Source organism: Bradyrhizobium zhengyangense (genome assembly GCF_022012435.1).
In the GTDB taxonomy this organism is placed as follows: Bacteria; Pseudomonadota; Alphaproteobacteria; order Rhizobiales; family Xanthobacteraceae; genus Bradyrhizobium; species Bradyrhizobium zhengyangense.
On sequence record NZ_JAKLUA010000008.1, the window covers coordinates 172,039 to 198,340 of the forward strand.

Here is a 26,302-nt window from a genome sequence, read left to right on the forward strand (position 1 = left end):
GGGCAATGATCCTATTTTGAAAATATTGAATATTCAACAATTGAAGTGCATATAGATGCAGCATTGATTGCAAGACATTCACTCATTTGGGTCAAGACGAAGTCTTAGCCGTGGCAAAATCGAACGCTCCCATCACCGAACACCTCGCCTACCTGCTCGCGCAAGCCAACCGGGAGATCAACCGGCAGCTGGAACTGCGCCTCAGCAAGGAGGGAGTTCCCGTCGAGCAGTGGCGCATCCTGAAAGTGCTGTCGGACGGCGACGGCCACTCGATGGGCGAGCTTGCCGACGCGGTGCTGCTCAACCATCCGACGCTGACCAAGATGATCGACCGCATGGTCTCCGACACGCTGGTCTATCGCCTGCAGGACCCCAACGACCGCCGCAAGGTGCTGATGTTCATCTCCGACCGCGGCAAGGTGCTGTGCAAGAAGCTCAACTCGCTCGCGGTGGACCAGGAGGAGCACATCCTGGAGAGCTACGGCGACAAATCGACGAGCGAGTTGAAGCGGCTGCTGGAGAACTTGATCGATAGCTCGAATTGAGTTGCTTCGTCGTCCTGGACAAGCGAAGCGCAGATCCGCGCGCACTCGATAGATTCCGCGGTATGGATCCCGCCCCCCCGTGCGCAATTGCGCACTAGGCCGGGACGCCAGTGAATATGACGCGAGACCGCGCGCGTCACCCGCAACTAAATTCCCAAGTACTTGTGCTGCAGGTCGGGCTCGGCCATCAGCTCGTCCGACGTCCCGGACCAGACCGTCTTGCCGCGTTCGATGATGTAATGGCGGTCGCATATGCGGGCGAGATGGTCGACGTTCTTGTCGACGACCAGGATCGACTGGCCCCGGCTCTTCAGCATCGACAGGCAATTCCAGATCTCGTCACGGATCAATGGCGCAAGACCCTCGGTCGCTTCGTCCAGGATCAGTAGCTTTGGGTTGGTCATCAGCGCACGGCCGATGGCCAGCATCTGCTGCTCACCGCCGGAAAGCTGGTTGCCCATGTTGGCGGCGCGCTCGGCGAGCCGCGGGAACAGCACATAGATCGCGGCGAGCGTCCAGGGATTGGCGCTGCCAAAGCGATCGGCCGCGGCCGCGACAAGATTTTCGCGGACGGTGAGGTTGGGGAAGATCTGGCGGCCTTCGGGGACCAGCCCGACGCCAAGCTTCGCGATCCGATAGGACGGCTGCGTCCGCACGTCAGTGCCCGCAAAGCGGATCGCGCCCGATCGTGCCGGCGTCAGGCCCATGATGGAACGGATCGTTGTGGTCTTGCCCATGCCGTTGCGGCCCATCAGCGATACCATCTCGCCCGGCTTGATCGACAGCGACAGGCCGAACAGCACCTGGCTGAGGCCGTAGCAAGTCTCGATGCCTTCGACGTCGAGCAGCGTGTCAGCCATGATGCGTCACCACATGCTGGTCGCCGAGATAGGCGCGCTTGACGTCTTCATTGGCACGGATCACGTCGGGATCGCCGGAGGCGATGACGCGGCCATAGACCAGCACCGAGATGCGGTCCGCGAGCGCGAACACCGCGGGCATGTCGTGCTCGACCAGCACGATCGAGACCTCTTTGCGCAGCTCCTGGAGCAGCTTGACCATGCCCTGAGATTCGGTGACGCCGAGACCGGCCATGGGCTCGTCGAGCAACAGCAATTTCGGTTTGCTCGCGAGCGCGACGGCAAGCTCGATCTGGCGCCGCTCGCCATGACTCAGCTTCGACACCTGGACGTCGGCGCGGTGGGCAAGGCCGACGCGGTCGAGCGCGGCGTACGCGGCGTCGCGCAAGCCCTTCTCCTTGCGGGCATTGGCGAAGAAGCGGAACGAGGTGCCGGCGTGCGCCTGCGCCGCCAGCGCGACATTGTCGGCAGCGGTGAAGTCGAGCAGGAGCGAAGTGATCTGGAACGAGCGTGCGAGGCCCAGCGCGCAGCGGCGATAGGCCGGCAAGTAAGTGATATCGCGCCCCCCAAGCGAGACGCTGCCGGAATGCGGCGCGAGATGCCCAGTGAGCTGGCTGATCAGCGTGGTCTTGCCGGCGCCGTTCGGGCCGATGATGGCGTGCAGCTCGCCCGCCGCGACATCGAGCGAGACGTGATCGGTCGCGACGATACCGCCGAAGCGGCGCACCAGCTTTTCGACGCGGAGCAGCGGTTCAGCCACGGCCGATCCTCCCGAGCAGGCCCATGATGCCGCCGCGGCCGAACAGCACGATCAACAGCAGCAGCGGGCCCATGATCAGCGCCCAATATTCAGTGATCTGCGACAGGAACTCTTCCAGAAGCAGATAGACCACCGCACCCATGACAGGGCCGAACAGCGTGCCCATGCCCCCCAGAATCACCATCACCATGAGGTCGCCGGAACGGGTCCAGTACATCACGGCAGGACTGACGAAATCTGTGTTGTTGGCGAGCAGCGCGCCGGCGAGACCGCACATCGTGCCTGAGATGACGAAGCAGACGAGCTGATAGCGTTTTGCCGGGAAGCCAATCGCCTGCATGCGCTGCTCGTTGGAGCGCAGGCCCTGCACGACGAGGCCGAAGCGCGAATTGACGATGCGCCAGATCAGGAAGATCACGCCGAACAGGCAGGCGAGACAGAGATAATAGAACTGCGTACGGTTCGACAGGTTGATCAGACCGGAGAAATCGCTGCGCTTGTAAACGGTGAGGCCGTCATCGCCGCCATAGCGCGCGAGGCCCGAGGCGACGTAATAGGCCATCTGCGCGAAAGCCAGCGTGATCATGATGAAATAGACGCCGCGGGTACGCAAAGACAGCGCGCCGATCACCAGCGCGTAGATCGCGGACGCCGCAAGCGCGACCGGGAATTGGACGAAGCCGCTTCCCACGCCTTCCTGCGCGAGCATGCCGACCGCATAGCCGCCGATGCCGAGATAGGCGGCGTGACCGAAGCTCATCATGCCGCCAAAACCCATGATCAGGTTTAGGCTCGCGGCCGCAAGCGCCAGGATGACGATGCGCGTGAACAGCGTCAGGATGAAGATGTTGCCGGACAGGGAGGAATAGAGCGGCAGCAGCACGAGGCCCGCCAGCATCAGGGCCGTGACGGCCTTGCTCACGCTCAAACCCTTCATCGACGGTTGGCCGGAAACAGCCCCTCCGGCCGCACCACCAGCACGATCGCCATCAGGAGATAGATCAGCATGGATGACAGCGCAGGCGCGGCGGTGGAGGCAGCGGCGCCGCTCAGCACCTGCCGCAGCAGATTGGGCAGGAAGGCACGGCCGAGCGTATCGATCATGCCGACGAAGATCGCGGCCAGGAATGCGCCGCGGATCGAACCGATGCCGCCGATCACGATGATGACGAAGGCGAGGATCAGGATGTTCTCGCCCATGCCGATCTGCACGGTGAGGATCGGCGCCTGCATCAGGCCTGCGAGGCCGGCGAGTGCGGCGCCCAGGCCGAACACCAGCGTGTAGAGCAGCTTGATGTTGATGCCGAGCGCACCGATCATCTCGCGGTTGGAGGCGCCGGCGCGGATCAGCATGCCGATGCGGGTGCGCATCACGCCGAGATAGAGCAGCAGCGCCACCAGCAGCGCGACGATGATGATGGCGAGGCGGTAGGCCGGATAGTGAATGCCGGGCAGGATCGGCACCGGCACCGTGAGCCAGGCCGGCAGCGGCAGCGCAAGGCCCGCCGGTCCCCAGATCAAGCGCACGGCTTCGTTGAAGAACAGGATGAGGCCGAAGGTCGCGAGCACATGGTCAAGATGGTCGCGCCCGTAGAGATGTCGCAGCGCGCTCATTTCCAGCACGATGCCGAGCACCAGCGTCGCACCGAGCGCCAGCAGCGCGCCGAGCAGGAAGCTGCCGGTCCACGCCGCGAAGGTCGCAGCGAAATAGGCGCCCATCATGTAGAGCGAGCCGTGCGCGAGGTTGACGAGATCCATGATCCCGAACACCAACGTCAGGCCGGCGGCAAGCAGAAACAGCAGCAGGCCGAACTGCAATCCGTTCAGGAACTGTTCGACGACGAGCAGCATCAAGACTCTTTCAGGCGCACGCGGACGCGCGCCGATGTTCGAACACAGTCGCCATCAGTGAAAGAGCTCCCCCTGCCTCTACAAGGCAGAAAAATGGGTAATGGCAGTATCGTTCCGAGGCAAGAGCGATTCCGCACCAGACATGCACTTTGTTGCATGCCGGTGCATGCGACCTTCCATCGGTCCAGCAACGCCGCGCAGGATAGGACAGCTTGCCGCACCCAAACGATAGCCCTCCCCCCGTTTCCGGGGAGAGGGCGTGAGAGGTCGGAACGAGGGGTGGCGTCTAGTGCGACGTGACCTGGCGGGAGAAATCGTCCGGCACGTTGAGCTCGCTATTGGCCGTCGAGGCCTCCAGCGCCGCCATCCGAAACAGGTAGGCCAGCGTCGCCAACCCCGAATCTTCGGCCATCTGCGCCAGCTCGAGCGCCATGTCGGACATGTAGCCGAGATTCTCGTCCTTGGTTTGCGCCATGATTTGGCTATCTCGCATCATATTCGACATCTCAGGCGCACTTTCGTTGCGCGGCAGTGCGGCCGCAATTGTTGGCATGGGCGATGCAATCGAGACGCGGTCCGTCCTGATGGACGATCGAGGCCATGCCGATGCGATCATGCAGGGCATCGACCGTCTCCTGGCGAATGTCGATGGTCGCCGCCATGGTCCAGGCATTCTCCACCAGCGCGGGCAGGCCGAGCGGCGTCACGACGAAGCCGGCCTCGTGGAAACGCGGCAGCCACCAGGTCTCCATGATCGCGCTGACGCGCGCGATTCCCTGATCGAGACAGAACTCCTGCACCGCCGCCATCAGTTGCAGGTTGAGCGCGCCATCGCGGCGATCGCGAACGACGAAATAGCGCGACCACTCCCAGACCAGCGGATCCTCGGGCCAGCCGCGCACGGCGGCCAGATGCGGAAACACCTCGCTCATCATCGAGGGCTTGGTGGTCGGATAAAGCCGGTGGCCGCCGACGACGCGGCGCTCCTCCAATGCGAGCAGATAAACGGTGTCCTCGTTGTCATAGGAATCGATCTCGCGACCGTCGGGCCTGCGAAGTGTCTCCCAGTGCCGTTCCTCGACGAATATGTCGTGGCGCAGCCGGAAATGCTGCTCGAGTACGTCTTCATATAGGTGGCGATTGACGGCGGAAATTGCGTGAATCATGAAAACCCCCATCCAGCCTCAACGGGGGTAGCCTCCGCGAAAAGGCGCGGAGTCGATATTGGGAAATTTCCCAGTACGTTGCTTACGGATTGATAATCTTGTGGCGAATCGCGAGTGCAACCGCATGCGTGCGGTTGACAGCTCCGAGCTTGCGCGCAGCGGTTGCAAGATGTTCCTCGGCGGTGCGCTGCGTGATGTTGAGGATCTCACCGATCTCCCACGCGGACTTGCCCTGCGACGCCCAGGCGATCACCTCGCGCTCACGCGGGGTCAGGCGCGCCGAGCGACTCGGTGCAGGATCGAGCAGACGGCGAATGTGGTCGAAGCCGTACATCGCCATCAGATGCAGAGCCGGCTTGCTGCGCGGATTGAGATCGAGATGGACGCCGCCGAGCGACACCGCGGCCTCGTAGCCGGTGAGCCCGTGGATGGGAACGATGAAGCCGCGTGACATCCGGAAATCGGTGGCGCGATTCATCACCTCTGCCGCATTCGGCTCGATCTCGGCATCATACGGCGCTTCCGACCACTCGAATGGGTTGAGCGATTGCCGGCACAGGCGCACCACAGGATCGACGCGATCGTAATTGTTTTGCGTGTAGAGACTGAACCAGCCCGCCGGCCAGCGCTTGGCGAGCACCATCTGCGCGAACCGCTGATCAGGATTCGGCAATCCGGTCACGATTATGGTCTCGAAGCCGAAGCGACCGAACGCCGTTTCGAGCGCGTCCATGGCATCCGGGACCCTGTCATAGGCTCCCAGCCCTTCGATGAAGTCCAGCGCCTCGCGGCCATAGTCAACGGCGGTCATCGATGCGTTCCCTGACGCTCGCGCATCCGTATAACACGTCTTGGGGGACTGCCTCAATTCACTCGCGCCCGTAATTCCCCGGGGTGGCATCGGCATCGAAGATTTAATCTACTTGTGGAGGAAGTGACCTCCAGTTACACCTCAGGCGTCTAGAGCGGGAAAGCCACGATGGAAGACGAGAACATCGCCCTCAACAGCGTGCTCGGCCTGGAACTGAACCGCGTGTTTTTCGCCGTCCGCGATACGGCGAACAAGCAGAAGATCATCGAGTTCGCCCGCGACGTGCTGCGGAGCGAACGCGCGGAACGTCCCGGCAGCGTGTCGCCGGAGGGACCGGCAAGCTAGGACGCAGCTGCAGCAAACGACGCCGACGCAACGGATCGCGCGACGACGCCCTTCGATTTGAGCGCGCTGATTTCAGGACATTCCGGCAGCGAAACTGATCCGCTCGTATCGTCATGAATGAGCTCCCCCCTCCCGGGAGGACAAAGCCGGCGCGTCGCCATCCACATCGCCAGGTATTTGACGCTGGATGACCTTGCATCGCTCGTGAGATGATCGCCGCCGCGATCGTCTTTCGGATACCAAGATCATGATGACACTGCGCCAGGTTGAAGTGATCCGTGCCGTGATGGTGACGGGCACCATTGGTGGCGCGGCCAAGCTGCTGAACGTATCGGCACCGGGGATCAGCCGGCTGGTCAAATATACCGAGCGCTCGCTCGGCATCCGCTTCTTCCAGCGCCAGAACGGCCGCTACTTCCCGACCCCGGAAGCCGAGAACATCTTCGAGCAGATCAACGGCGTCTACAAGAAGGTCGACGACCTCTCCGAGATCATCTCCAAGATCGGCCGCGGCGGCTTGTCGGAACTGCGTATCGGCTCGGTGCCGAGCATCTCGCAGGTGATGGTGCCGCGCGCCATCGAGCGTGTCCGGCGCCGCTATCCGGATCTCGGCATCGACATCAACATCCTCAAGATCGAGGAAGCCATCGACTATCTGCTGCTCGGCCGCGGCGAATGCGTGGCGATGAGCTACCGATTAGAGCATTCCGGTCTCGACTTCCTGCCGCTCGCCTCGGGCGAGCTCTATTGCATCGTGCCGCCCGGCCACGAGCTCGCCGGCCGCAAGCAGGTCTCGGCGGCCGAGATGACGCGCTATCCGCTGATCGGCATCGATCCCAACGATCCCTACGGCCGGATCATGGCCGAGATGTTTGCGCGCCATAAGCTCGACTACAACATCACCATCCGCGCGCGCTTCGGTACCACGGTCTGCGCGCTGGTGAAGGCAGGGCTCGGCATCGCCATCATCGATCAGTTCACGGTGGCTCATGGCGGCTATCCCGGCATCGAGCTGATCAAGATCGCCGAGCCGACGCGGTTCGACACCTATATCGCGGTGAAGCGCGGCGCGCCGCTGTCGCTCCATGTCGAATATTTCATCGAATCCCTGCGTGCCGAGATGCGCGCGGTCGAGCCGTCCCGCGGCAACGGCAAGGCCGTGCCCGGGCGGACGCGGAAGAAATAACATTATGTTAGGTTTGCGGGACGAAAGGGTAATTGTGTTAGGCAGAGGAAGGGCTATCGTCCCTCTTGGAATTGCGCGGATTTCCCCGCTAATGGCCTAACATCAACGCGCGCCCCAAGGACCATCGAGGGACGATCAAGAGACGATAGTGGATCATGTCTAGCCGCGGCCCCGCTGCCTCCAAAAAACTCCTGACCGGCCTGATCGGCGCGCCGATCGCTCATTCCGCCTCCCCTGCCATGCATGAGCGCGCCGCCGAGGCGCTGGGCCTGCGGGGCCACTACCAGCTCATCGAGGTCGCCGGCGCGGACGCGACCGGGTTGAGAATGATGCTCGAGGGCGTGCGCCGGCTCGGCTTTGCCGGCGTCAACGTCACCTTCCCCTACAAGGAAGCCGTGGTGCCGCTGCTTGATGAGCTGGCATCGACGGCAGCGACCATGGCCGCGGTCAACACCGTCGTGGTCAGGAATAACAGACTGATCGGCCACAACACCGACACCACAGGCTTTGCGCGCGCGGTCAAGCCGCTGCTGGCGCCTGCCGGAAATGCAGTGGCCGTGATCGGCACTGGCGGTGTCGGCAAGGCCATCGCCTTCGCACTGGCGAGCCTGAAGGTGACTGACCTGCGCATCTTCGACAGCGAGCCGGCGCGTGCCGAGAAGCTTGCCGCGCTGCTGGCCAACCACGGCGGCGCACGGGTCGCCCGAAGCGTCGAGGACGCGCTTCATGGCGCAACCGGCCTCGTCAACGGCACGCCGGTCGGCATGCTGCCGAACCGGGACACGCCGGTCCCCCCGGCGCTGCTGCGCGAAAACCTGTGGGTCGCCGACGCCGTTTACTCGCCGCTGATCACGCCGCTGCTTGCCGCTGCGCGAGAGAAGGGCGCGCGGATCATGACCGGGCGGGAGCTTGCGATCTACCAGGCCGCCGACGCCTTCGAATTGTTCACGGGCCTTGCCCCATCGACTGAAGTCATGGGAGAGGCTTTTGACGCCGTGATGGCAGCGCGCAGCGCCGCCTATCAGGCAGCTTGAGGCGAAGCGGCCGGACACAAGGCCGCTTGCAAAATTGAAACGGGAGGAGAGGACGATGAAATCAACGCTACTGGTGGGCGCACTGCTCACTGCCATCACGACCACGGGCGCCTTCGCACAGACGATCAAGCTCGCCGACGTCGCCGAGCTGTCGGGCGGCGGCGCAACCGTCGGCACCAACTGGAAAAACGGCATCGACCTCGCGATCGAGGAGATCAATGCCAAGGGCGGCATTCTCGGCCGCAAGCTTGAGGTCACCCACGCCGACTCGCAATCGAACCCGGGCGTGGCGCGCGCGCAGGTGCAGAAGGCGCTCGACGCCGAGCCTTATGTGTTGCTCGGCCCCGGCTATTCCGGCTCGGTGAAGGTCACCGCGCCGCTCGCCGCCGAAGCCGGCATCACCCAGATCATGGGCGGCGAAGCCGCCGAGTTGACGCAGGCCGGCAACAAATTCCTGTTCCGCACCTCGTTCGGCCAGCAATCCTCGATGCCGAAGGTCGCAAAGTACATCCACGACGACATGAAGGCGAAGTCGGTCGCGGTGGTCTGGGTCAACAACGACTTCGGCCGTGGCGGACGCGACGTCGTCATCAAGGAGCTGGAGCGTCTCGGCTCCAAGGTCGTCGCCGATCTCTCCACTGAAGCGGGCCAGGCCGATTTCGCCGCCGACGTCGGCAAGATCAAGGCCGCCAATCCCGATGCCGTGTTCGTCTACCTCAATGAAGAGGAGAGCGCGCGCATCCTGAAGGAGCTGAAGCGCCAGGGCGTCACTGCGCCGCTGATGGGCGAGACCACGCTGATCGGCCAGAAGGTGATCGAGCTCGCCGGCGATGCCGCCAACGGCGCGCGCGGCCATGTCGGCCTCACCACGGATGCGCCGGTCGAGCTGATCAAGGGTTTCCGCGACCGCTTCTCGAAGAAGTACAATTACGTCCCTGATCATAACGGCCTGAAGGGCTACCTCGCCGTCTACATGGTGAAGGCCACCACCGAGAAGATGGGCAAGGTCGACCCCAAGGCGTTCGCCGACACGCTGCACGGCCTGACGATCAAGGCCTCTGAGGAGCCCGGCATTCTGATGGACGTCACCTTCGACCAGAATGGCGACATCGATCGGCAAAGCTTCCTGGTCGAGGTGGTCGACGGCAAGCAGGTAGTGAAGCAGGTATTGCCGAAGCTGAAGTGAGGCGTTCTTCGCCTCTCCCCGCGCCTGTCTCGCCGGAGCTTTAGCGAAGGCGGATGCGGGGAGAGGGAGAAGATAAGGCGGCGAGAGGGGAAAATGTCCAATCTGTTCGATCTCCTGGTCGCGGGCCTCGCCACTGGCGCGATCTACGCGCTGGTCGCGGTCGGCTTCACGCTGCTGTGGCAGACCTCGCAAACCATCAATTTTGCGCAAGGCGAGTTCGTGATGCTGCCGGCGTTTTTGATGCTAGCGGCGATGCATGTCGGCGCGCCGTTCTGGCTCGCGATCATCCTCGGCATTCTCTTGTCGATGATCCTGCTTGGTCTCGCCTTCAAGATGCTGCTGGTCGACCCGATGATGCGCCACGGCGTGCTGCCGCTGGCGATCGCGACCATGGCGCTGGCCATCGGCATCAAGGAAGCCGTGAAGCAATTCTTCAGCGCCGAGGCGTCGCCGTTTCCGTCGATCGTGCCGACCGGCGACATCTCCGTCCTCGGCCACGCCGTCTCGCTGCAAAGCATCGGCGTGCTGGTCGTCGCGATCCTGGCTGTATTCGGCCTGACCACGCTGCTCAATCGCACCTCGCTCGGTCACCAGATGCAGGCGGCGGCGCAGAACCCCACGGTCGCGCGCATCATCGGCGTGCCTGTCGAGCGCATGATCTTGCTGACGTTCCTGATCAACGCCTTCCTGGTCGCGCTGGCGTCGCTGCTGATCACGCCGATCTATCTCGCCAAGTTCTCCTCCGGTGAAGTGCTGGGCCAGGCCGCCTTCATCGCCGCGATCGTCGGCGGCTTCAACCAGGTCCGCGGCGCGATCGCCGGCGGCCTGTTGATCGGCGTGCTCGACAATCTCGCGGCCGCCTATGTCTCGACGCAGTATCGAGCCGCCGTGCCGATGATCTTCCTCATCGCCGTGATCCTGTTCCGGCCGCAGGGCCTGCTCGGCCGCGCCGAGGAGCGCACGGTATGAGCGGCTATGCCAAACCCCTGAAGATCGCGCTCGGCCTCGCCGTCATCGCCGGCCTGATCGTCATCCCCATGAACTTCAACCGCTACGGTCTGTTCATCCTGAGCCAATGGGCGGTGATGACCATCGCCGCGATGGGGCTCAATCTCACGCTCGGCTATGCCGGCCAGGTGTCGCTGGCGCAGGGCGCCTTCGTCGGCATCGGCGCCTATGCCGCCGCGATCATGACGACCCACGGTTGGCCGCTGCCGGCGGCAATTGCAGTCGCGATCGCCTTGAGCTTCGCAGTCGGCTGGGTGCTCGGCTATCCCGCGCTACGCGTGCAACACCATTACCTCGCGTTCGTGACGCTCGCCTTCTCCACCCTCGCCTTCCTTGTGTTCCGCAACGAGAGCTGGCTGACCGGCGGTATCTACGGCATCTCCGGCATCCCGCGGCCGCACTTTTTCGGCATTGCGACCAACAAACCGCTGCCGTTCTACTATATCTGTCTCGGCTCGCTTGCGATCGTCTCGCTGGCGGTGTGGTGGCTGATCCGCTCGCCCTGGGGACGCGCCTTCATGGCACTGCGCGAAAATCCCCTGCGCGCGCAATCACTCGGCATCGATACCCGCCGCTACACGCTGATGGCGTTCGCGATCGGCTCGGCGCTCGGCGGCGTCGCCGGCGCGCTCTATGCGCCGTTGACGCAATATATCGATCCCGTTCCCTTCAACCTGTCGCTCTCGCTCGATCTCTTGATGATGGTGATCGTCGGCGGCGCCGGCTTCTATTTCGGCCCGTTCCTTGGCGCGATGATCGCGGTGCTGCTGCCAGAATGGCTGCGCTTCACCGAAGGCTATTATCTGATGCTCTACGCGATCGCGGTGATGGGGCTGCTGATCTGGTCGCCGACAGGCATCCTGGGAATCCTCGACCGCCATATGGCCGCACGGCGCACCAAGGCGGCCTCCGCACTGCGCGCCGTCGCCAAATCCCGCCTGGAGACGGCGCAATGAGTGCGGTGCTCGAGGTCACCAATATCAAGAAGAGCTTCGGCGGCATCACCGCGGTCGACGACGTCTCCTTCGACGTGCGCGAGGGCGAGATCCTCGGCCTGATCGGCCCGAACGGCTGCGGCAAGTCGACCTTGTTCAACTGCATCCTCGGCCAGCTCACGCCATCAGGCGGTGAGGTCAGGCTCGACGGCAAGGTCGTCACGGGCTTGCGCCCTTCCGAGCTGAACAAACTCGGCGTCAGTCGCACCTTCCAGCTTCTGCAGGTGTTTCCAAAGCTTTCGGTTCGCGAGAATCTGATCCTCGCGGGTCAGGAGCATCAGGGCAACATGGCCTCGCGCCTGGTCGGCCGCTCCGATGCCGGATTGACCGACGCCGCCAACCAGATGATCGGATTCTTCAAGCTCGATCATCTCGCGGCTGAACCCGCCGGCGGCCTCTCCTACGGCCAGCAAAAGCTGCTCGATGCCGCCATGGCCTTTATGGGCGGCCCACGCCTGGTGCTGCTCGACGAGCCTGCCGGCGGCGTCAATCCGACCATGCTGTCCGACCTGAAGGAACGGCTGGTCGCGATCAACCGCGAGAAGAATGCCACCTTCGTCGTGATCGAGCACAACATGGAATTCGTGATGTCGCTGTGCTCGCGCGTGATGGTGATGGCGGAAGGCAAGGTGCTGGCGATGGGACGGCCCGACGAGGTTCGGAAGAACCCGGCCGTGATCGAAGCCTATCTCGGACATTAGGGAGCGCGAGCCATGAGCGACCCGATCCTCTCGGTTCACAATCTCGTCGGCGGCTACGGCAAGATGACGATTCTGAACGGCACCACCTTCTCGGTGCCGTCCGCGACGATCACCACGATCATTGGCCCCAACGGCGCCGGCAAGTCCACCGTGTTCAAGGCGATCTTCGGTCTCTTGAAGCTCCGCGAGGGCAAGATCAGCTTTGCCGGCCGCGACGTCACAAACTTGAGCCAGCGCGCGCTGCTCAATGCCGGCATCTGCTACGTGCCGCAGGGCCGCAACATCTTTCCCGAGCTTTCGGTACGTCACAACATCGAGCTCGGCGGGGTCGCGGCGAAGGGCATCGACCTGCCGACACGAATCGAGGCCGCGCTCGACCTGTTTCCGGCGCTGCGGCGCAAATCGACCCAGCAGGCCTCGACCTTGTCCGGCGGCGAGCAGAAACAGCTCGAAATCGCCCGCTCGCTGCTGCTCGAGCCGAAGCTGGTGCTGATCGACGAGCCCTCGATCGGGCTGTCGCCGCTGATGGTGCAGCAGACCTTCGACATCCTTCAGAGCCTGCGCGACCGCGGCGTCACTATCCTGATGATCGAGCAGAACGCGCGCTCGGCGCTGGAGATTTCTGACATCGGCATCGTGCTCGAGCTCGGCCAGACTCGTATGGTCGACAAAGCGGAGCGCATTCTGAACGATCCCCGCATCGGCCAGCTCTTCCTCGGCGGCGCCATGGAGGAGAGCGCGGCATGAGCGCGAAAATGCGCATCGCGGTGGCCGGCGCCGGCCTGATCGGCCGCCGCCATGTCGAACTGATCGACGCTTCGCCGGATTGCGTGCTGGCCGGCATCGCTGATCCCTCCCCCAACGCGAAAGAGTTTGCGCAAGCACGCAAGACGCCCTGGCACGCAGATCATCGCGCTTTGCTTGCGGACGAGAAGCCAGACGGTTTGATTATCGCCTCCCCGAACGCACTGCATTTCCAGATGGCGCTCGATTGCGCTGAGGCCCGCGTACCCGCGCTGATCGAGAAGCCGGTGACTGATACCGTCGCAGCCGCGCGGCGCCTGTGCGCCGCGGTCAGGCGGACCGGCGTGCCGATGCTGGTCGGCCATCATCGCCGGCACAATCCGATCATCAAGGCCGCGCGCGAGGCAGTGACATCAGGCAAGCTCGGCCAGCTCACGGCCGTGGTCGGGCTGTGGTTGCTGAAGAAACCCGACGATTATTTTGATGTCGCGTGGCGGCGCGAGCACGGCGGCGGCCCGCTGCTGATCAACCTCATCCACGACATCGACAATCTCCGCTTTGTCTGCGGCGAGATCGCCGAGGTGCAGGCACTGACCTCGAACAAGGCTCGCGGCTTTGCCGTCGAGGATACCGCCGCATTGCTGCTACGCTTCGAATGCGGTGCGCTCGGAACAGTAGCCGTGTCGGACGCAACGCCGGCACCGTGGAGCTGGGAGCTCACCTCCGGCGAGAACCCCGCGTATCCCAAGCAAGACCAGCCCTGTTACATCTTCTCCGGCACCGTGGGCTCGTTGTCCGTGCCGAACATGGAACTCTGGTCCTACGCGCAACAGTCTGGCTGGTACGCGCCGCTGGCGCGCGAGAGCATCGCGCCGGCGGCTGTCGATCCGCTGGCCGAGCAGCTCCGGCATTTCTGCGCGGTGATCGCGGGGCGCGAACAGCCGCTGATCTCGGCGGAGGATGCGATGGGGACGCTCGCGGTCGTCGAGGCCGTCAGCGAGGCCGCGCGCACGGGCCAGAAAATATCGCCGGGCCACATCATGGAGCAGGCAGCATGAACAAGCGCTCGATCGCAACGGTCTCCCTCTCTGGCGCCCTCGACGAAAAGCTGCGTGCCATCGCATCCGCAGGCTTCGAGGCGGTGGAGATTTTTGAGAACGACCTGCTGTCGTTCGGTTCAAAGCCGCGCGAGATCGCAAAGCTCTGCAAGGACCTCAATCTAGAGATCTGCGCGTTCCAGCCGTTCCGCGATTTCGAGGGCATGCCGGAGCCGCAGCGCACGCGCAATTTTGCCCGCGCCGAGCGCAAGTTCGATCTGATGCAGGAGCTCGGCACTGATCTCTTGCTGATCTGCTCCAACGTGTCCCCTCACTCGCTCGGCGGCATCGACCGCGCGGCCGACGATTTTCGCGAGCTCGGCGACCGCGCTGCCAAGCGGGGCCTGCGCGTCGGCTATGAGGCGCTGGCCTGGGGCCGGCACGTCAACGACTATCGCGACGCCTGGGAGATCGTGCGGCGCGCCGATCATCCCGCGATCGGCGTCATCCTCGACTCTTTTCACGCGCTGGCGCCGGGGTTCCCGGTTCGCGCCATGGCCTCGATCCCCGGCGACAAGATCTTCCTGGTGCAGCTCGCCGACGCGCCCAAGCTCGAGCTCGACATCCTATCGTGGAGCCGGCACTTCCGCTCCTTCCCCGGCCAGGGCGATCTGCCGGTCGGCGAGTTCATGCAGGCGATCGCGGCGACCGGTTATTCCGGGCCATGGTCGCTGGAGATCTTCAACGACCAGTTCCGCGCCGGCTCCGCGGCGCAGACGGCGGTCGACGGCCTGCGCTCGCTGATCCTGTTGCAGGACCACCTCGCCCCGGACTGGCCAAAGCTCGTCGGCGAGCCCCTGGCCCCTAAGCCCAAGAGCAGCGGCACCGGTTTCATCGAATTCGCCGTCAACGAGGCCAAGGCCGGCGAGCTCGCGCAATTGTTCTCGCAGCTCGGCTTCCGCAAGACGGGCAAGCACCGCAGCAAGGCGGTGGAGCGCTGGTCGCAAGGCAGGGTCGAGCTCGTGATCAACTCCGAGACCGGCGGCTTTGCGCATTCGCACTATGTCACCCATGGTCCCGGCGTCTGCGCCATCGCGCTCGACATCGACAATGCCGGCCTTGCCATGCAGCGGGCCGAGACGCTGAAGGCGCGCACCTTCTATCAACCGGTGGGGCCGGGCGAGCTGGAGATCCCCGCGATCCACGGCGTCGGCGGCAGCCTTCTGTACTTCCTCGACCAGGCCGGCAAGAACTGGGACACGGATTTCGAGCCCGTCGCGAGCAACGCAAGCGCGGATGCGTTGATCGCGGTCGATCACATCGCGCAGTCGATGCCTTATGACGAGATGCTGTCGTGGCTGCTGTTCTACACCGGCATCCTCGACCTGAAGCGGCTGCCGCAGATGGAGATCGCCGACCCCAGAGGCCTCGTGCAGAGCCAGGCTCTCATCAATGGCGACCAGAGCCTGCGTTTCGTCGTCAACGGCTCCTCGGCCAATCGCACACTGCCGGCCCGCTTCATCTCGGAGTTTTTCGGCTCGGGCGTGCAGCATGTCGCCTTTGCGTGCGAGGACATCTTTGCGACCGTCGCCGCGATGCGCGCCCGCGGCGCCGGCTTCCTCGATATCCCTGACAATTACTACGACGACATCGAAGCTAAATACGACCTCGCGCCCGATGTCATGGCCAAGCTCCGCGCCAACCACATCCTCTACGACCGCGAGGGCGACGGCGAATTCTTCCAGGTCTACACCCACATTTTCGACGAGCGCTTCTTCTTCGAGATCGTCGAGCGGCGGAGCTATCAGGGATTTGGCGCGCCCAATGCCGGCATCAGGCTCGCCGCGCAAGCGCGCGAGATGCGGCCCGCGAGCATGCCGCGGGTGTGATGACCCTCTCCCCTCGCGGGCTCCTCTCCCCGCACGCGGGGAGAGGGGGAAACTAAGCCCTTACTTCATCGGGCACTTGTCGTGGAAGCGGTCCTGATCGTTGGTGACGATGGTGGCGACGGTCTTCAGCGAGAGCTCGCCGCCGGCGCCCTTCACCACGTCCTGCAGATAGAAGTTCTGGATCGGGATGTGGTTGTTGCCGTATTTGAACGCGCCGCGCAGCGACTTGAAGTTGGCCTTCTCCATCTCGGCCTTCATCGCGTCCTTCTTGGTCGTGTCGCCGCCGACGGCGACCACCGCGCTGTTGATGAGCTGCGCCGCGTCATAGGCCTGCGCGCCGTAATAGCTCGGCCGGGCGCTCGGATATTTTGCGCGGTAGTCGGCCACGAACTTCTTGTTCTGCTCGTTCGGCAGATCGTTCACCCACTCCTGCGCGCCGGGCACCCCGAACGCATTCTCCTTCTGCAACGGCAACGTCGTCTCGTCGACGGTGAAGGCGGTGTAGAGCGGCATGGTGCTCTTCATGCCGGCCTGGACATATTGATTGAGGAACTGCGCGCCGGCCGCACCGGGATAGAACACGAAGATCGATTCGGCGCCGGAGGCGCGGGCTTTCGCCAGCTCGGCGGAGAAGTCGAGCTGGCTCGGCCAGACCGTGTATTCCTCGCCCTTGACCTCGCCCTTGAAGGTGCTCTTCAGGCCCGCGAGCATATCCTTGCCCGCGGCGTAGTTCGGGCCGATCAGGAATACGCTCTTGACGGCGTTCGCGTTCATGTAAAGGCCCATGGCGGCCGGCGTCTGGTCGTTCTGCCAGGAGGTCGAGAACACGTAAGGGCTACACAGCTCGCCCGCGAGCTGCGACGGGCCGGCATTGGCGGAGATCAGGAAGGTCTGCGAGTCCACCGCGGTCTTGAGCGAGGCGAGCAGCACGTTCGACCAGATGTAGCCGGCCAGGAAATCGACCTTGTCGGACTGCACCAGCTTCTCGGTCTTCTGCTTGCCGACATCAGGCTTCTGGCCATCGTCCTCGTAGATCACCTCGACCGGCTTGCCGCCCATCTTGCGTCCGAGATGGTCGAGCGCGAGCTCGAACGAGTTGCGCATGTCGTTGCCGATCACGGCGGTCGGGCCGCTGAAGGTCGAGACGAAACCGATCTTGATGGTGTCGCCGGCGAATGCCGGATTTGCCAGCACCAGCGCCGCTGCACCCGCCAGCCAGTATGCCGTCCTCATAACTCACTCCCCTCCCTATTATTGGCCCCCGGAAACGGGGTGATCGCCGCCCCGGGTCTGCCTCTATTGAACGCAAAATCTGTCGCGCCGCCAATGGCCCAGCGGCTCGTCCTGCACCATATTTCGCCCTAAACGGAGATGGCAAGAAATATAATTCTACTCACTTCGGCCGAGGCCGGCCAAGGCCGGTCCGGAGCCTGCGGCGCTTTTTCGCGGGAATATCGATACGCCAAGCCTATTCCATCATTGAGGACGGCTATTGGACCACGGCACCCAATCCGCACTTAAATAAGTGAGTGAAGCAGCGAGATCAGAGGGTGCATCATGGCCGCAAATCCCCATCGTGTCGTCATCGTCGGCGCCGGCTTCGGCGGGCTGGAGACGACTTACCGGCTTGCCGGCGCGCCGGTGGAGATCACGCTGATCGACCGCCGCAACCACCATCTGTTTCAACCGCTGCTTTACCAGGTCGCGACCGCCTCGCTTGCGACCAGCGAGATCGCCTGGCCGATCCGTCATCTCATGCGCGACCGCCGTGAGGTGACGACGCTGTTTGCCACAGTGAGCGGCGTCGATGCCGACAGGCGATGCGTGCAGATCGACGATGGCAGCGAGGTGCCTTACGATACGCTGGTGCTCGCCACCGGCGCGCGCCACGCCTATTTCGGCCATGACGAGTGGGAGACATGGGCGCCGGGACTGAAGACGCTGGAAGACGCGACCACACTGCGCCGTCACATCCTGGTGGCGTTCGAGCGCGCCGAGCGGGAGACTGATCCCGCGAAGCGCGCGGCGCGATTGACCTTCGTGATCGTCGGCGCCGGCCCGACCGGCGTCGAGCTCGCCGGCACCATCGCCGAGATGGCACATCACACGCTGCCGGCAGATTTTCGCAACATCGACACCCACAAGGCGCGCGTCGTGCTGATCGAGGCGGGCCCGCGCGTGCTGGCGGGCTTTCCCGACGATCTCTCGGCTTACGCGCAGGCCTCGCTGGAAAAGATCGGCGTCGAGGTCGTGCTCGGGCAGGCCGTGACCGAGATCAACCGTGATGGCGTGGTCTTCGGCGGCAAGCTGCTCGAGGCCAAGACACGAATCTGGGCCGCCGGCGTACGCGCTTCGCCCGCGGCCGAATGGCTGGGCGCACCGAGCGATCGCGCCGGACGCGTGCAAATCGCCGACGATCTCACCATTCCCGGCCATCCCGAAATCTTCGCGATCGGCGACACCGTCAACATCAACGCCTGGAACGGCAAGCCCGTGCCCGGCATCGCACCTGCGGCGAAGCAGCAGGGCAAACATGTCGCCGCAACCATCAAGGCGCGACTGCAGGGCGCGCCGACCACCCCGTTCCGCTACAAGCACGCCGGCAGCCTCGCGCAGATCGGCAAGCGGCTCGCGGTGATCGATTTCGGCAAGGTCAAACTGCGCGGTACCATCGCATGGTGGATCTGGGGCATCGCCCACATCTACTTCCTGATCGGCCTCCGCCACCGCCTCAGCGTCGCGCTGAGCTGGCTGTGGATCTACGCGCGAGACCAGCGCGCGGCGCGGCTGATCACGCAGGGCAGCAGCAAGGTGGTGGGCTAAACGTCAAGTCCCTCGACCAAAAAATATATTGCCTGCGATCATCGACCGCCCAGCTTGAACCCGACGATGGCCGCTATTTAATCCGCGGCGCATTGGATCCATGTTGGAGTCGGCCATGTCCGTCGTCGATTTTTTCGCGCCTCTTTCGTTCCTGTTGATCGCCGGCTTCGCGGCGCTGATCCTTCTGCTGATGAGCATTCGCGTCGCCAATCAATACGAACGCAGCGTCGTATTCCGGCTCGGCAGGTTCAACCGCACCGCCGGGCCAGGCCTCTATCTGGTGTGGCCCGTGATCGAATGGCAGGACAAGCTCGACCTGCGCACCATTACCGCCAACGTCGAACAGCAGGAAGGCATCACGCGCGACAACGTTCCGATCAAGGTTGACGCTGTGGTCTGGTATCGCATCGTCGATCCCGAGCGCGCCGTGATCGAGGTGAAGGCCGTTTCCAACGCCGTCGTACAGGTCTCGCTGACGACCCTGCGCGCCGTGCTCGGACAGCACACGCTGGACGAGATCCTCAAGGCACAGGATACCATCGCCGACGTCATGCAAAGGGCGATCGACGCCACCACCGAACCTTGGGGGGTCAAGGTCGAGCTGGTGCAGATGAAGAGCGTGGAGATTCCGCCAAGCATGCAGCGCGCCTTGGCTCAGGAGGCCGAAGCCCTGCGCGAGAAGCGCGCACGCCTGATCAAGGCCGAGGCCGAACTCGACGCCGCCGAGCAGCTGCGCCAGGCCGCCGAAGTGATCATGCAGAACCCCGCCGGCCTCGAACTCCGCCGCATGCAGATGATCACCGAAGTCGGCGCCGAGCAGAACACCATGACGCTGGTGATGATGCCGAGCGAATTCGTCTCGATGGCACGAGGGATTTCGGATGCAGCCAAAGTGATGGCCGCGAAGGGGTGAGGAGAGATTGCATCTTCGATGCAATCTGACCTTTCCCCCGCATCCGCCGAGCCTCCCTTATTTTGAACCTCGAGGTTGCCGACACCCGACGAGCTACGGCGTCTTGCAGACGAAATTCGCCGCGTCCTCGCTGTCGCCCTGCCCGGAATACGCGGCGTAGCTCGGATAGGGGCACAGCGGCCGCGTGCGGCCTGGACTCCAGGACGCAGGGACTTCCTTGTTAGCGGGGTTGGCGGACGCAATGACGCGCTCGGGTGCCTTGCCCTTTTCCACCCAGTCGGTCAACGCGGTCAGTGCATCGAACTTGTCGAGGGTGACGCCGCCACCGCAATGCGTTTCGCCGGGAATCGTGAACAGGCGCGCGACGCTGTCGGCATGCCCCTGCAGGTTCTTGTTCAGCCGGTCATACCAGCGGATGGTGTCGTTCACAGAGAATACCGGATCGGCCTGGCCATGATAGATCAGCATCTTGCCGCCGGACTTCTGGAGCGATGCGAGCTTTGGATCATCGATGTCGGGCGGCGTCATGAAGTCCATGGCCGATTCCGTGAAGGTGGCGTCCTTGGCGAAAATCCTGGGCGCGTCCTTGTCGAAATCATAGGCCTTCAGTGCCTCGACCAGCTTCTCGTTGCTGCCCTCGACCACGACCGGGGGTGTCGAGAAGATGTAGTTCAGTGACGCTGCGCCCATGGTGGCGATGATCGGGTAATTGTTCCAGGGCGCGATGGGGCTCTCGACCTTCCAGGTGCGCCAATTGCCGGTGCCGATGCCGCCATCGAGGGGCCAGTCGGAATAGAGAGGCTCACCTTTGGAATTCTTCGGTCCGGCGAGGCTCATCTTCAGGGCGTCGACCTTGGCTTCGGACAAGCAAGCGCTGTTCTGCCCCGGAGCACAGGCCAGACTCTTGAAATCGAACGCCTTCTGACAGGCAGCGAGATTGGCCGTCAGCCCATCCTTGACGCCGTCAAGCGTATCGCAGGCCTCCGTAATGCGCGAGGAAACGAGCTGGGCGTCCTCCTTGGTGATGGACTTGCGCAGATCGGGATCAGCTTTCAGGAAGGCCTGCACGTCCCAGGCGTGCTGGATCGCAGCGCGCGGCAGATCGAACCCAGGATTGCCGACGAGGAAGCCGTCGTAATTTTCCGGCATGCGCGACGCCGCGACCATGGTGTGACGCCCGCCGTTCGAGCATCCCGCCATATAGGAGCGATCCGGCTTGCGTCCGTAGTGAAGGGCAATGATTTGCTTTGCGACCGGCGACAGCGTCATGTCGGCGGCATAACCATAGTCGCGCCGCGCCTGCGGATCGAGGCCGAACGCCGCGCCGGCAGTCAGGCCCAGCGACTTGTTCGCGGGGTCCGAGCCGGAATGACCACTGTCCGACGACAGCACGGCAAAACCGCGCGCCAGTGGCACTGTGCCACCGGAGGCTAAGCCCTCGGGCAGGCTGCCAAGAGCGGGCACGACCACGCCGTCATTGCCGCCATTGACCTGATGCAGGAAGCGGCCGTTCCACTCGGCCGGCAATCGCAATTCGAACCCGATGGCATACTGCTTCCCGTCGACTCCCGTGCGCCGGTTGGCAAGCCCCGTCAAAATACAATGCTTGGGGAGACCGTTAGCGGCGTCCTGCGTTTTGGACCCGGTTATCTCGATGCTGGAGATGCCGAGCGACGCGGTGGTGACCGGCGAGCAGGCCTCGCCGTCGGCGCGAGCCAAGGCGGTCGATCCCAGAAGCGCGGCCAGCGCGGCGGTCGATATCAAGCCAGTCCTCATGCGGACCTCCCTATTTAGTTATATATTATAATCATTACTTCCATTTCTTATTTTGGCAAGTGCCGCCGCACCGCGGCATGTGCCGGCGATTTGAAGCATCATCCGCATAGGGGGGGACGCCAAGCCGCAGCACGCGGCCAATCGGTATTCGGCTCCGTTAGTCTAGCCGCAACCGATCCACTCGGCCGACGCATCGTCGTTCAACCGCGCCAAAGCGTCGGCGCGCCGCGTAAGCACGGCACGTTGATTTATGTAGCCCTTGTCGGTGATTTCGCCGCCATCGACCGACGGCGGCTCGGCGAGCAGCAGCGCACGGGTGGCGTGACCGGAGGAATGGGCGCCCTGCTGCTTCAGCTTTGCCAGGCCTTGCGCGATGGCCGTCCTGACCTTCTCGTGCGCCAGCACATCACCCACGCCCGCCGCCTCCGGCAAACCGGCCTGAGCGCGACAGGCAACGATATTGGGGAACACCAGGAACCGTACTTCGTCGCCGCCATGGCCGCTGACCACGATGTCCTGCGCAAGCGGCGCCAGGGCGGCGATACCAGCGACGCGCAACGTGCCGACGCTGACCCAGGTGCCCGAGTTGAGCTTGAAATCCTCAGCGACACGGCCATCAAAGAACAAGCCACGTTCGGGCCGTTTCGCATCCGCGAGCTTCACGGCGTCGCCGATGAGATAAAATCCCTCTTCGTCAAACGCTTGCTTCGTCAGCTCCGGCGCTTTCCAATAGCCAGGCGTGACGTTGGGGCCACGCACCCGCACCTCCAGCTTGTCGCCGGAGGTCACGAGCTTCAATTCGGTGCCGGGAATCGGCACGCCGATATTGCCGGAACGCTCCGCGAGGAAATGACAGTCGGTCGCCAGCGGCGACGTTTCCGTCGAGCCCCACGCCGAGACCATCGGTAGTGCGCGGCCACCGGTCTCGACGGAGAGTTGCTCGAGCGCGTCCCAGAGATTCTGCGGCAAGGCCGCACCGGCATAGAAGGCGAACTTCACCTCGCCAAAGAAACGCCGGCGCAGTTCCTCGTCGCCACGCAGCGCCGCGATCAGCATATCGAAGCCGCGCGGCACGTTGAAATAGACCGTCGGCATCACGCTTTTCAAATTGGCCAGCGATGTTGAAAAGAGGCCGGGCGCGGGCTTGCCACCGTCGATATAGAGCGAGCCGCCATTGCGCAGCACGAGATTGAAATTGTGGTTGGCGCCGAACGTGTGGCTCCAGGGCAGCCAGTCGAGGATGACAAGATCATCGCCTTGTTCGAGAAAGGTCCAGGTTTGTGCCTTCGCCTGCTGGCTCGAGGTCAGCATGCGCTGGGTGTTGATGACGGCCTTCGGCGTGCCTGTTGAGCCCGAGGTGAACAGGAATTTTGCGATCGTATCAGGCGTCACGGCGGCAAAGGCCTTTGCAACGTCGGGAGACTCGGACGTTGCCGCGATGGCACGGAAGGCAAGCGCATCGGCGTCGTCAGTGACGCCACTGATGATCTGCGCTGTGTGCAGCGGCTTGATCGCTGCGAGCGCCGCGGCAAACGGCTTTGTGGCGGAAACATAGATCGCGCCGGGCTCAAGCAGCGCGATCATGCTTTTCAGCTTGTCGAAATCCCTCGACATCAGCGAATAGGCCGGCGAGATCGCGGCCGAGGGCACGCCGACATGCTGGGCGGCAAGCGCGAGCAGCGCGTGATCGATGCTGTTGTCGGACAGAATGACGACGGGACGCCGCGCGCTGAGCCCCTGCTCCAGAATCCACGACGCTGCCGCGCGTACCCGCCGCAAGGCGCCCGCGTAGGTCATGGTGGCCCACGGCGTATCGGCGCTGTCTCGCTCCGCGAGGAAGATTTTGTCTGGCGTCTCCCGCGCAAAATGCTCCAGCCAGTCGCCGATACAGCGCGCACAATCGCACAGGGGCTCTGGCGAGCGCAGCACGATGCTGCCGTCGGCGCGATGCTCGGCGACGGTCTTGGGCGTTGCGAACAGGCTCGAAGCGTCACCGCGAATGGCCGCCGTCATGGTTTCCTCCTCACCCGTGTCAGGGGATCGGTCGCAGCCTCGTTTCGGGCCGCTTTTGATCATAATGTTGGGCAAGACGATTGTTGTCGTCAACAACAATCTTCCGCTCGTGGCCTCCAGCCGCTATGGTCGCGCGGCAGGAGATCCCACGTGACAGCCAGCGCAGCCCAGACGTCCCCTCGCAAACGCACCGGCAACGGCGCGGCGCGGCGGATCGACGCGGACGAGATCGGCCTCGATGGGCTGATCGGCCACGCCGGCTACGCGGTGCGGCGCTTCCAGATCTGGATCTTTCAGGACTTCATCAAGACGCTTCGAGAGGTCGATATCCGGCCGACGCAATATTCGGTGCTGACTGTGATCGGCGCCAATCCGGGGCTCTCGCAGATGGCGGTGGCAAAACGCCTCGGCATCGAGCGCGCCCGGCTGGTGCATCTGCTCGATAGCCTTGAAGAGCGGAAGCTGCTGAAGCGGGTCAAATCGAAATCGGACCGGCGATCGCACGCGCTGCACCTGACCGCGCAGGGCGAGACAGCGCTGGCAGGATTCAAGCGCCTCGCCGCCGAGCACGAACGGCATATCGAGGAGAAGATCGGCAAGGCTAACCGGGAGCGGCTGCTTCAGATCCTTGCCGGCTTCACCTGACACGACTGCCCACGATTTGGGCAGATGCCCGTTCCGGGGCTTTGGGGCCGCGACCCCACCGATCGGCAAAACATCCCACAACCTACTGATCTCGCGATATTATCCGAAGCGTCGGGCCTGCCCGGATTCTGTACACAATGGCACATCGCTTGCTTCATTCCGGGTGAAGACATGTTGCCGGAGTTTTGACGCCATGGGGGCTGAACTGGGGGCTGAGCAGCCTGAAACGATCGCCGCGATTGTGGCCGCACATCGCGCAGGCACGCTCACGCCGGCGCAGACGGTGGCCCGGACCTATCAGCGCATCCGCGAGCACAACGATCCCGCCATCTTCATCAGCCTGCGCGACGAAAAGGACGCGCTTGCCGAAACCGAAAAGCTTGCGGCGCGCGCCGATGCCGCCAGCTTGCCGCTCTATGGCATTCCCGTCGCGGTGAAGGACAACATCGACGCCTTGGGCTTTCCGACCACGGCAGCCTGCCCGGCTTTCTCCTACACGCCGACGCACGACTCGACCGCGGTGGAGCGGCTGCGTGCGGCCGGTGCCATCATCATCGGCAAGACCAATCTCGATCAGTTCGCCACCGGCCTCGTCGGCGTGCGTTCGCCCTATGGCATCCCGAAGAATTCGATCCGCGAGGATCTAATCCCCGGCGGCTCGAGCTCGGGCTCGGCGACGGCCGTCGGCGCAGGGCTCGTGCCGCTGTCGCTCGGCACCGACACGGCCGGCAGCGGCCGCGTGCCAGCGATGCTCAACAACATTGTCGGGCTGAAGCCGAGCCTCGGCATGATCTCGACCGCGGGCCTGGTACCAGCCTGCCGCACGCTCGACTGCATCTCGGTGTTCGCACTGACGGTGGATGATGCCGCGCTCGCGCTTTCGGTGATGGCCGGCCCCGACCAGGCCGATCCGTTTTCGCGCGACCGGCCATTTGAGCCAATCACCGCCTTCCCGACCAAGCTGCGTCTCGGCGTGCCGCGCAACGGGCAACTGATCTTCTTTGGCGACAAGAAATCGGAAGCCGCTTACGCCGATGCGCTGAAGCGCTGGACCGCACTTGGGGCAACGCTGGTTGAATTCGACCTCGAGCCGTTCTACGAGACCGCCCGGTTGCTCTATGAGGGCCCGTGGGTCGCAGAGCGCTATCTCGTGATCAAGAATCTGCTGGCATCCGCGCCCGATTCGATTCATCCGGTGACGCGCGAGATCACCGCGGCCGGCGCGCGGCTGACGGCAGCCGAGACCTTCTCCGCGCTTTATCGCCTCCAGGGACTGCGCAAGATCGCGGAGCGCACGTTTGCCAACATCGATGCCCTGGTGCTGCCGACGGCGCCGACCGCCTATACGACCGCGCAGGTGCTGGCCAATCCGATCGAACTCAACAGCCGGCTCGGCACCTACACCAATTTCGTCAACCTGCTCGATCTCTGCGGCCTCGCTGTGCCGGCATCGATGCGCGCGGACGGCATTCCGTTCGGCATCACGCTGCTGGCGCCGGCAGGACGCGATGGGATGCTCGCGAGCATCGGCCGCGTCTTCCATGCAGATACGAAACTGACCGTTGGCGCGAAGGGCGTGGCGCAGGCACCGCTTGCGGCCCTTCCCACGAACAGTAGCGACGAGATTCCGATTGCCGTCGTCGGCGCACACCTCTCCGGCATGGCGCTGAACGGGGAATTGAAGGCGCTGAATGCGAAGCTGATCGAGGTGACCAAGACCGCACCGGACTACAAGCTCTATGCGCTTCCGACCGCACCGCCGAAGCCCGGCATGTTGCGCGTCGAGGCGGGCAAGGGCGCGTCGATTGAGCTCGAAATCTGGACGTTGTCGTCGTCTGCGTTCGGCAAGTTCGTGAATGCGATTCCGGCGCCGATGGCGATCGGGACGATCAGGCTAACGGATGGTCGTAGCGTGAAAGGGTTTCTCGTCGAGCCGGAGGTGCTGGGCGAGGCGCGCGATATCACGGCGTATGGCGGCTGGCGAAAGTTCATGGCGGAAGCCGCCAAGACGTAG

Annotated in this window: 25 protein-coding genes; 15 read left to right on the forward strand and 10 right to left on the reverse strand. The window is 63.8% G+C overall.

The window, feature by feature from the left end; genetic code table 11:
• Positions 1 to 110: 110 nt before the first annotated feature.
• Entirely contained in the window at positions 111 to 545 is a 435-nt protein-coding gene (locus L6637_RS24580) for a MarR family winged helix-turn-helix transcriptional regulator (protein WP_237860130.1), read from the forward strand.
• A 146-nt stretch (positions 546 to 691) separates the two neighbouring features.
• On the opposite strand, the gene L6637_RS24585 is transcribed toward L6637_RS24580, so the two are convergent.
• The 7 genes from L6637_RS24585 to L6637_RS24615 form a co-directional block, all read right to left on the reverse strand.
• On the reverse strand, positions 692 to 1,405 hold the full coding sequence (locus tag L6637_RS24585) for an ABC transporter ATP-binding protein (RefSeq protein ID WP_237860132.1): 714 nt from the start codon (positions 1,403 to 1,405) through the stop codon (positions 692 to 694).
• A complete protein-coding gene (locus tag L6637_RS24590) occupies positions 1,398 to 2,165 on the reverse strand; it encodes an ABC transporter ATP-binding protein (RefSeq protein WP_237860134.1) in 768 nt (255 codons plus the stop codon). The genes L6637_RS24585 and L6637_RS24590 overlap by 8 nt, the downstream gene beginning before the upstream one ends.
• A complete protein-coding gene (locus tag L6637_RS24595; RefSeq protein ID WP_237872235.1) occupies positions 2,158 to 3,102 on the reverse strand; it encodes a branched-chain amino acid ABC transporter permease in 945 nt (314 codons plus the stop codon). The genes L6637_RS24590 and L6637_RS24595 overlap by 8 nt, the downstream gene beginning before the upstream one ends.
• Positions 3,099 to 4,016 (reverse strand): branched-chain amino acid ABC transporter permease, encoded by a 918-nt coding sequence (locus L6637_RS24600; RefSeq protein WP_092251677.1) that lies wholly within the window; start codon positions 4,014 to 4,016, stop codon positions 3,099 to 3,101. The genes L6637_RS24595 and L6637_RS24600 overlap by 4 nt, the downstream gene beginning before the upstream one ends.
• 286 nt (positions 4,017 to 4,302) lie before the next feature.
• Positions 4,303 to 4,521 (reverse strand): hypothetical protein, encoded by a 219-nt coding sequence (locus L6637_RS24605; RefSeq protein ID WP_333909388.1) that lies wholly within the window; start codon positions 4,519 to 4,521, stop codon positions 4,303 to 4,305.
• 1 nt (position 4,522) lies between these two features.
• Positions 4,523 to 5,182: an acyl-homoserine-lactone synthase gene (locus L6637_RS24610; protein ID WP_237872236.1), complete on the reverse strand. Its 660-nt coding sequence runs from the start codon at positions 5,180 to 5,182 to the stop codon at positions 4,523 to 4,525.
• A gap of 82 nt (positions 5,183 to 5,264) precedes the next feature.
• Positions 5,265 to 5,993 carry a helix-turn-helix transcriptional regulator gene (locus L6637_RS24615; protein WP_237860142.1) on the reverse strand — a complete coding sequence of 243 codons (729 nt, stop codon included), beginning with the start codon at positions 5,991 to 5,993 and terminating at the stop codon, positions 5,265 to 5,267.
• A 168-nt stretch (positions 5,994 to 6,161) separates the two neighbouring features.
• Between L6637_RS24615 and L6637_RS24620 the strand changes: the two genes are divergently transcribed.
• The 10 genes from L6637_RS24620 (at position 6,162) to L6637_RS24665 (ending at position 16,118) form a co-directional block, all read left to right on the forward strand.
• Positions 6,162 to 6,338 (forward strand): hypothetical protein, encoded by a 177-nt coding sequence (locus tag L6637_RS24620; protein ID WP_237860145.1) that lies wholly within the window; start codon positions 6,162 to 6,164, stop codon positions 6,336 to 6,338.
• A gap of 247 nt (positions 6,339 to 6,585) precedes the next feature.
• Positions 6,586 to 7,524 (forward strand): LysR family transcriptional regulator, encoded by a 939-nt coding sequence (locus tag L6637_RS24625; protein WP_237860147.1) that lies wholly within the window; start codon positions 6,586 to 6,588, stop codon positions 7,522 to 7,524.
• 155 nt (positions 7,525 to 7,679) lie between these two features.
• Entirely contained in the window at positions 7,680 to 8,558 is an 879-nt protein-coding gene (locus L6637_RS24630) for a shikimate dehydrogenase (protein WP_237860150.1), read from the forward strand.
• 55 nt (positions 8,559 to 8,613) lie between these two features.
• Positions 8,614 to 9,744: an ABC transporter substrate-binding protein gene (locus L6637_RS24635; RefSeq protein ID WP_237872238.1), complete on the forward strand. Its 1,131-nt coding sequence runs from the start codon at positions 8,614 to 8,616 to the stop codon at positions 9,742 to 9,744.
• A 93-nt stretch (positions 9,745 to 9,837) separates the two neighbouring features.
• The gene (locus L6637_RS24640) at positions 9,838 to 10,713 is read left to right on the forward strand and encodes a branched-chain amino acid ABC transporter permease (protein ID WP_194464941.1); all 876 of its coding nucleotides are present in this window, start codon (positions 9,838 to 9,840) and stop codon (positions 10,711 to 10,713) included.
• Complete coding sequence (locus L6637_RS24645; RefSeq protein ID WP_237860155.1) at positions 10,710 to 11,708, forward strand: branched-chain amino acid ABC transporter permease; 999 nt, start codon at positions 10,710 to 10,712, stop codon at positions 11,706 to 11,708. Before L6637_RS24640 ends, L6637_RS24645 begins: the two co-directional genes overlap by 4 nt.
• Positions 11,705 to 12,448: an ABC transporter ATP-binding protein gene (locus L6637_RS24650; RefSeq protein WP_237860157.1), complete on the forward strand. Its 744-nt coding sequence runs from the start codon at positions 11,705 to 11,707 to the stop codon at positions 12,446 to 12,448. The genes L6637_RS24645 and L6637_RS24650 overlap by 4 nt, the downstream gene beginning before the upstream one ends.
• Before the next feature lie 12 nt (positions 12,449 to 12,460).
• Positions 12,461 to 13,195 (forward strand): ABC transporter ATP-binding protein, encoded by a 735-nt coding sequence (locus tag L6637_RS24655; RefSeq protein ID WP_237872240.1) that lies wholly within the window; start codon positions 12,461 to 12,463, stop codon positions 13,193 to 13,195.
• Complete coding sequence (locus L6637_RS24660; protein WP_237872242.1) at positions 13,192 to 14,250, forward strand: Gfo/Idh/MocA family protein; 1,059 nt, start codon at positions 13,192 to 13,194, stop codon at positions 14,248 to 14,250. The genes L6637_RS24655 and L6637_RS24660 overlap by 4 nt, the downstream gene beginning before the upstream one ends.
• The gene (locus L6637_RS24665; RefSeq protein ID WP_237872244.1) at positions 14,247 to 16,118 is read left to right on the forward strand and encodes a bifunctional sugar phosphate isomerase/epimerase/4-hydroxyphenylpyruvate dioxygenase family protein; all 1,872 of its coding nucleotides are present in this window, start codon (positions 14,247 to 14,249) and stop codon (positions 16,116 to 16,118) included. The genes L6637_RS24660 and L6637_RS24665 overlap by 4 nt, the downstream gene beginning before the upstream one ends.
• A 60-nt stretch (positions 16,119 to 16,178) precedes the next feature.
• Here L6637_RS24665 and L6637_RS24670 read toward each other — a convergent pair whose 3' ends face one another.
• Positions 16,179 to 17,351, reverse strand: a complete 1,173-nt coding sequence (locus tag L6637_RS24670; RefSeq protein WP_237860165.1) for an ABC transporter substrate-binding protein — start codon at positions 17,349 to 17,351, stop codon at positions 16,179 to 16,181.
• A 324-nt stretch (positions 17,352 to 17,675) separates the two neighbouring features.
• Here L6637_RS24670 and L6637_RS24675 point away from each other — a divergent pair, with 324 nt between their 5' ends.
• The gene (locus L6637_RS24675) at positions 17,676 to 18,941 is read left to right on the forward strand and encodes an NAD(P)/FAD-dependent oxidoreductase (protein WP_237860167.1); all 1,266 of its coding nucleotides are present in this window, start codon (positions 17,676 to 17,678) and stop codon (positions 18,939 to 18,941) included.
• A 115-nt stretch (positions 18,942 to 19,056) separates the two neighbouring features.
• Positions 19,057 to 19,854, forward strand: a complete 798-nt coding sequence (locus L6637_RS24680) for a slipin family protein (protein ID WP_237860169.1) — start codon at positions 19,057 to 19,059, stop codon at positions 19,852 to 19,854.
• A 93-nt stretch (positions 19,855 to 19,947) separates the two neighbouring features.
• Here the strand turns inward: L6637_RS24680 and L6637_RS24685 are convergent, their stop codons facing one another.
• Positions 19,948 to 21,630 (reverse strand): tannase/feruloyl esterase family alpha/beta hydrolase, encoded by a 1,683-nt coding sequence (locus L6637_RS24685; RefSeq protein WP_237860171.1) that lies wholly within the window; start codon positions 21,628 to 21,630, stop codon positions 19,948 to 19,950.
• A gap of 162 nt (positions 21,631 to 21,792) precedes the next feature.
• Positions 21,793 to 23,643 carry a feruloyl-CoA synthase gene (locus L6637_RS24690; protein WP_237860173.1) on the reverse strand — a complete coding sequence of 617 codons (1,851 nt, stop codon included), beginning with the start codon at positions 23,641 to 23,643 and terminating at the stop codon, positions 21,793 to 21,795.
• Positions 23,644 to 23,793: 150 nt separating this feature from the next.
• On the opposite strand from L6637_RS24690, the gene L6637_RS24695 reads away from it, so the two are divergent.
• Complete coding sequence (locus L6637_RS24695; protein WP_237860175.1) at positions 23,794 to 24,288, forward strand: MarR family winged helix-turn-helix transcriptional regulator; 495 nt, start codon at positions 23,794 to 23,796, stop codon at positions 24,286 to 24,288.
• Between the two features lie 193 nt (positions 24,289 to 24,481).
• Positions 24,482 to 26,302, forward strand: a complete 1,821-nt coding sequence (atzF, locus tag L6637_RS24700; RefSeq protein ID WP_237872246.1) for an allophanate hydrolase — start codon at positions 24,482 to 24,484, stop codon at positions 26,300 to 26,302.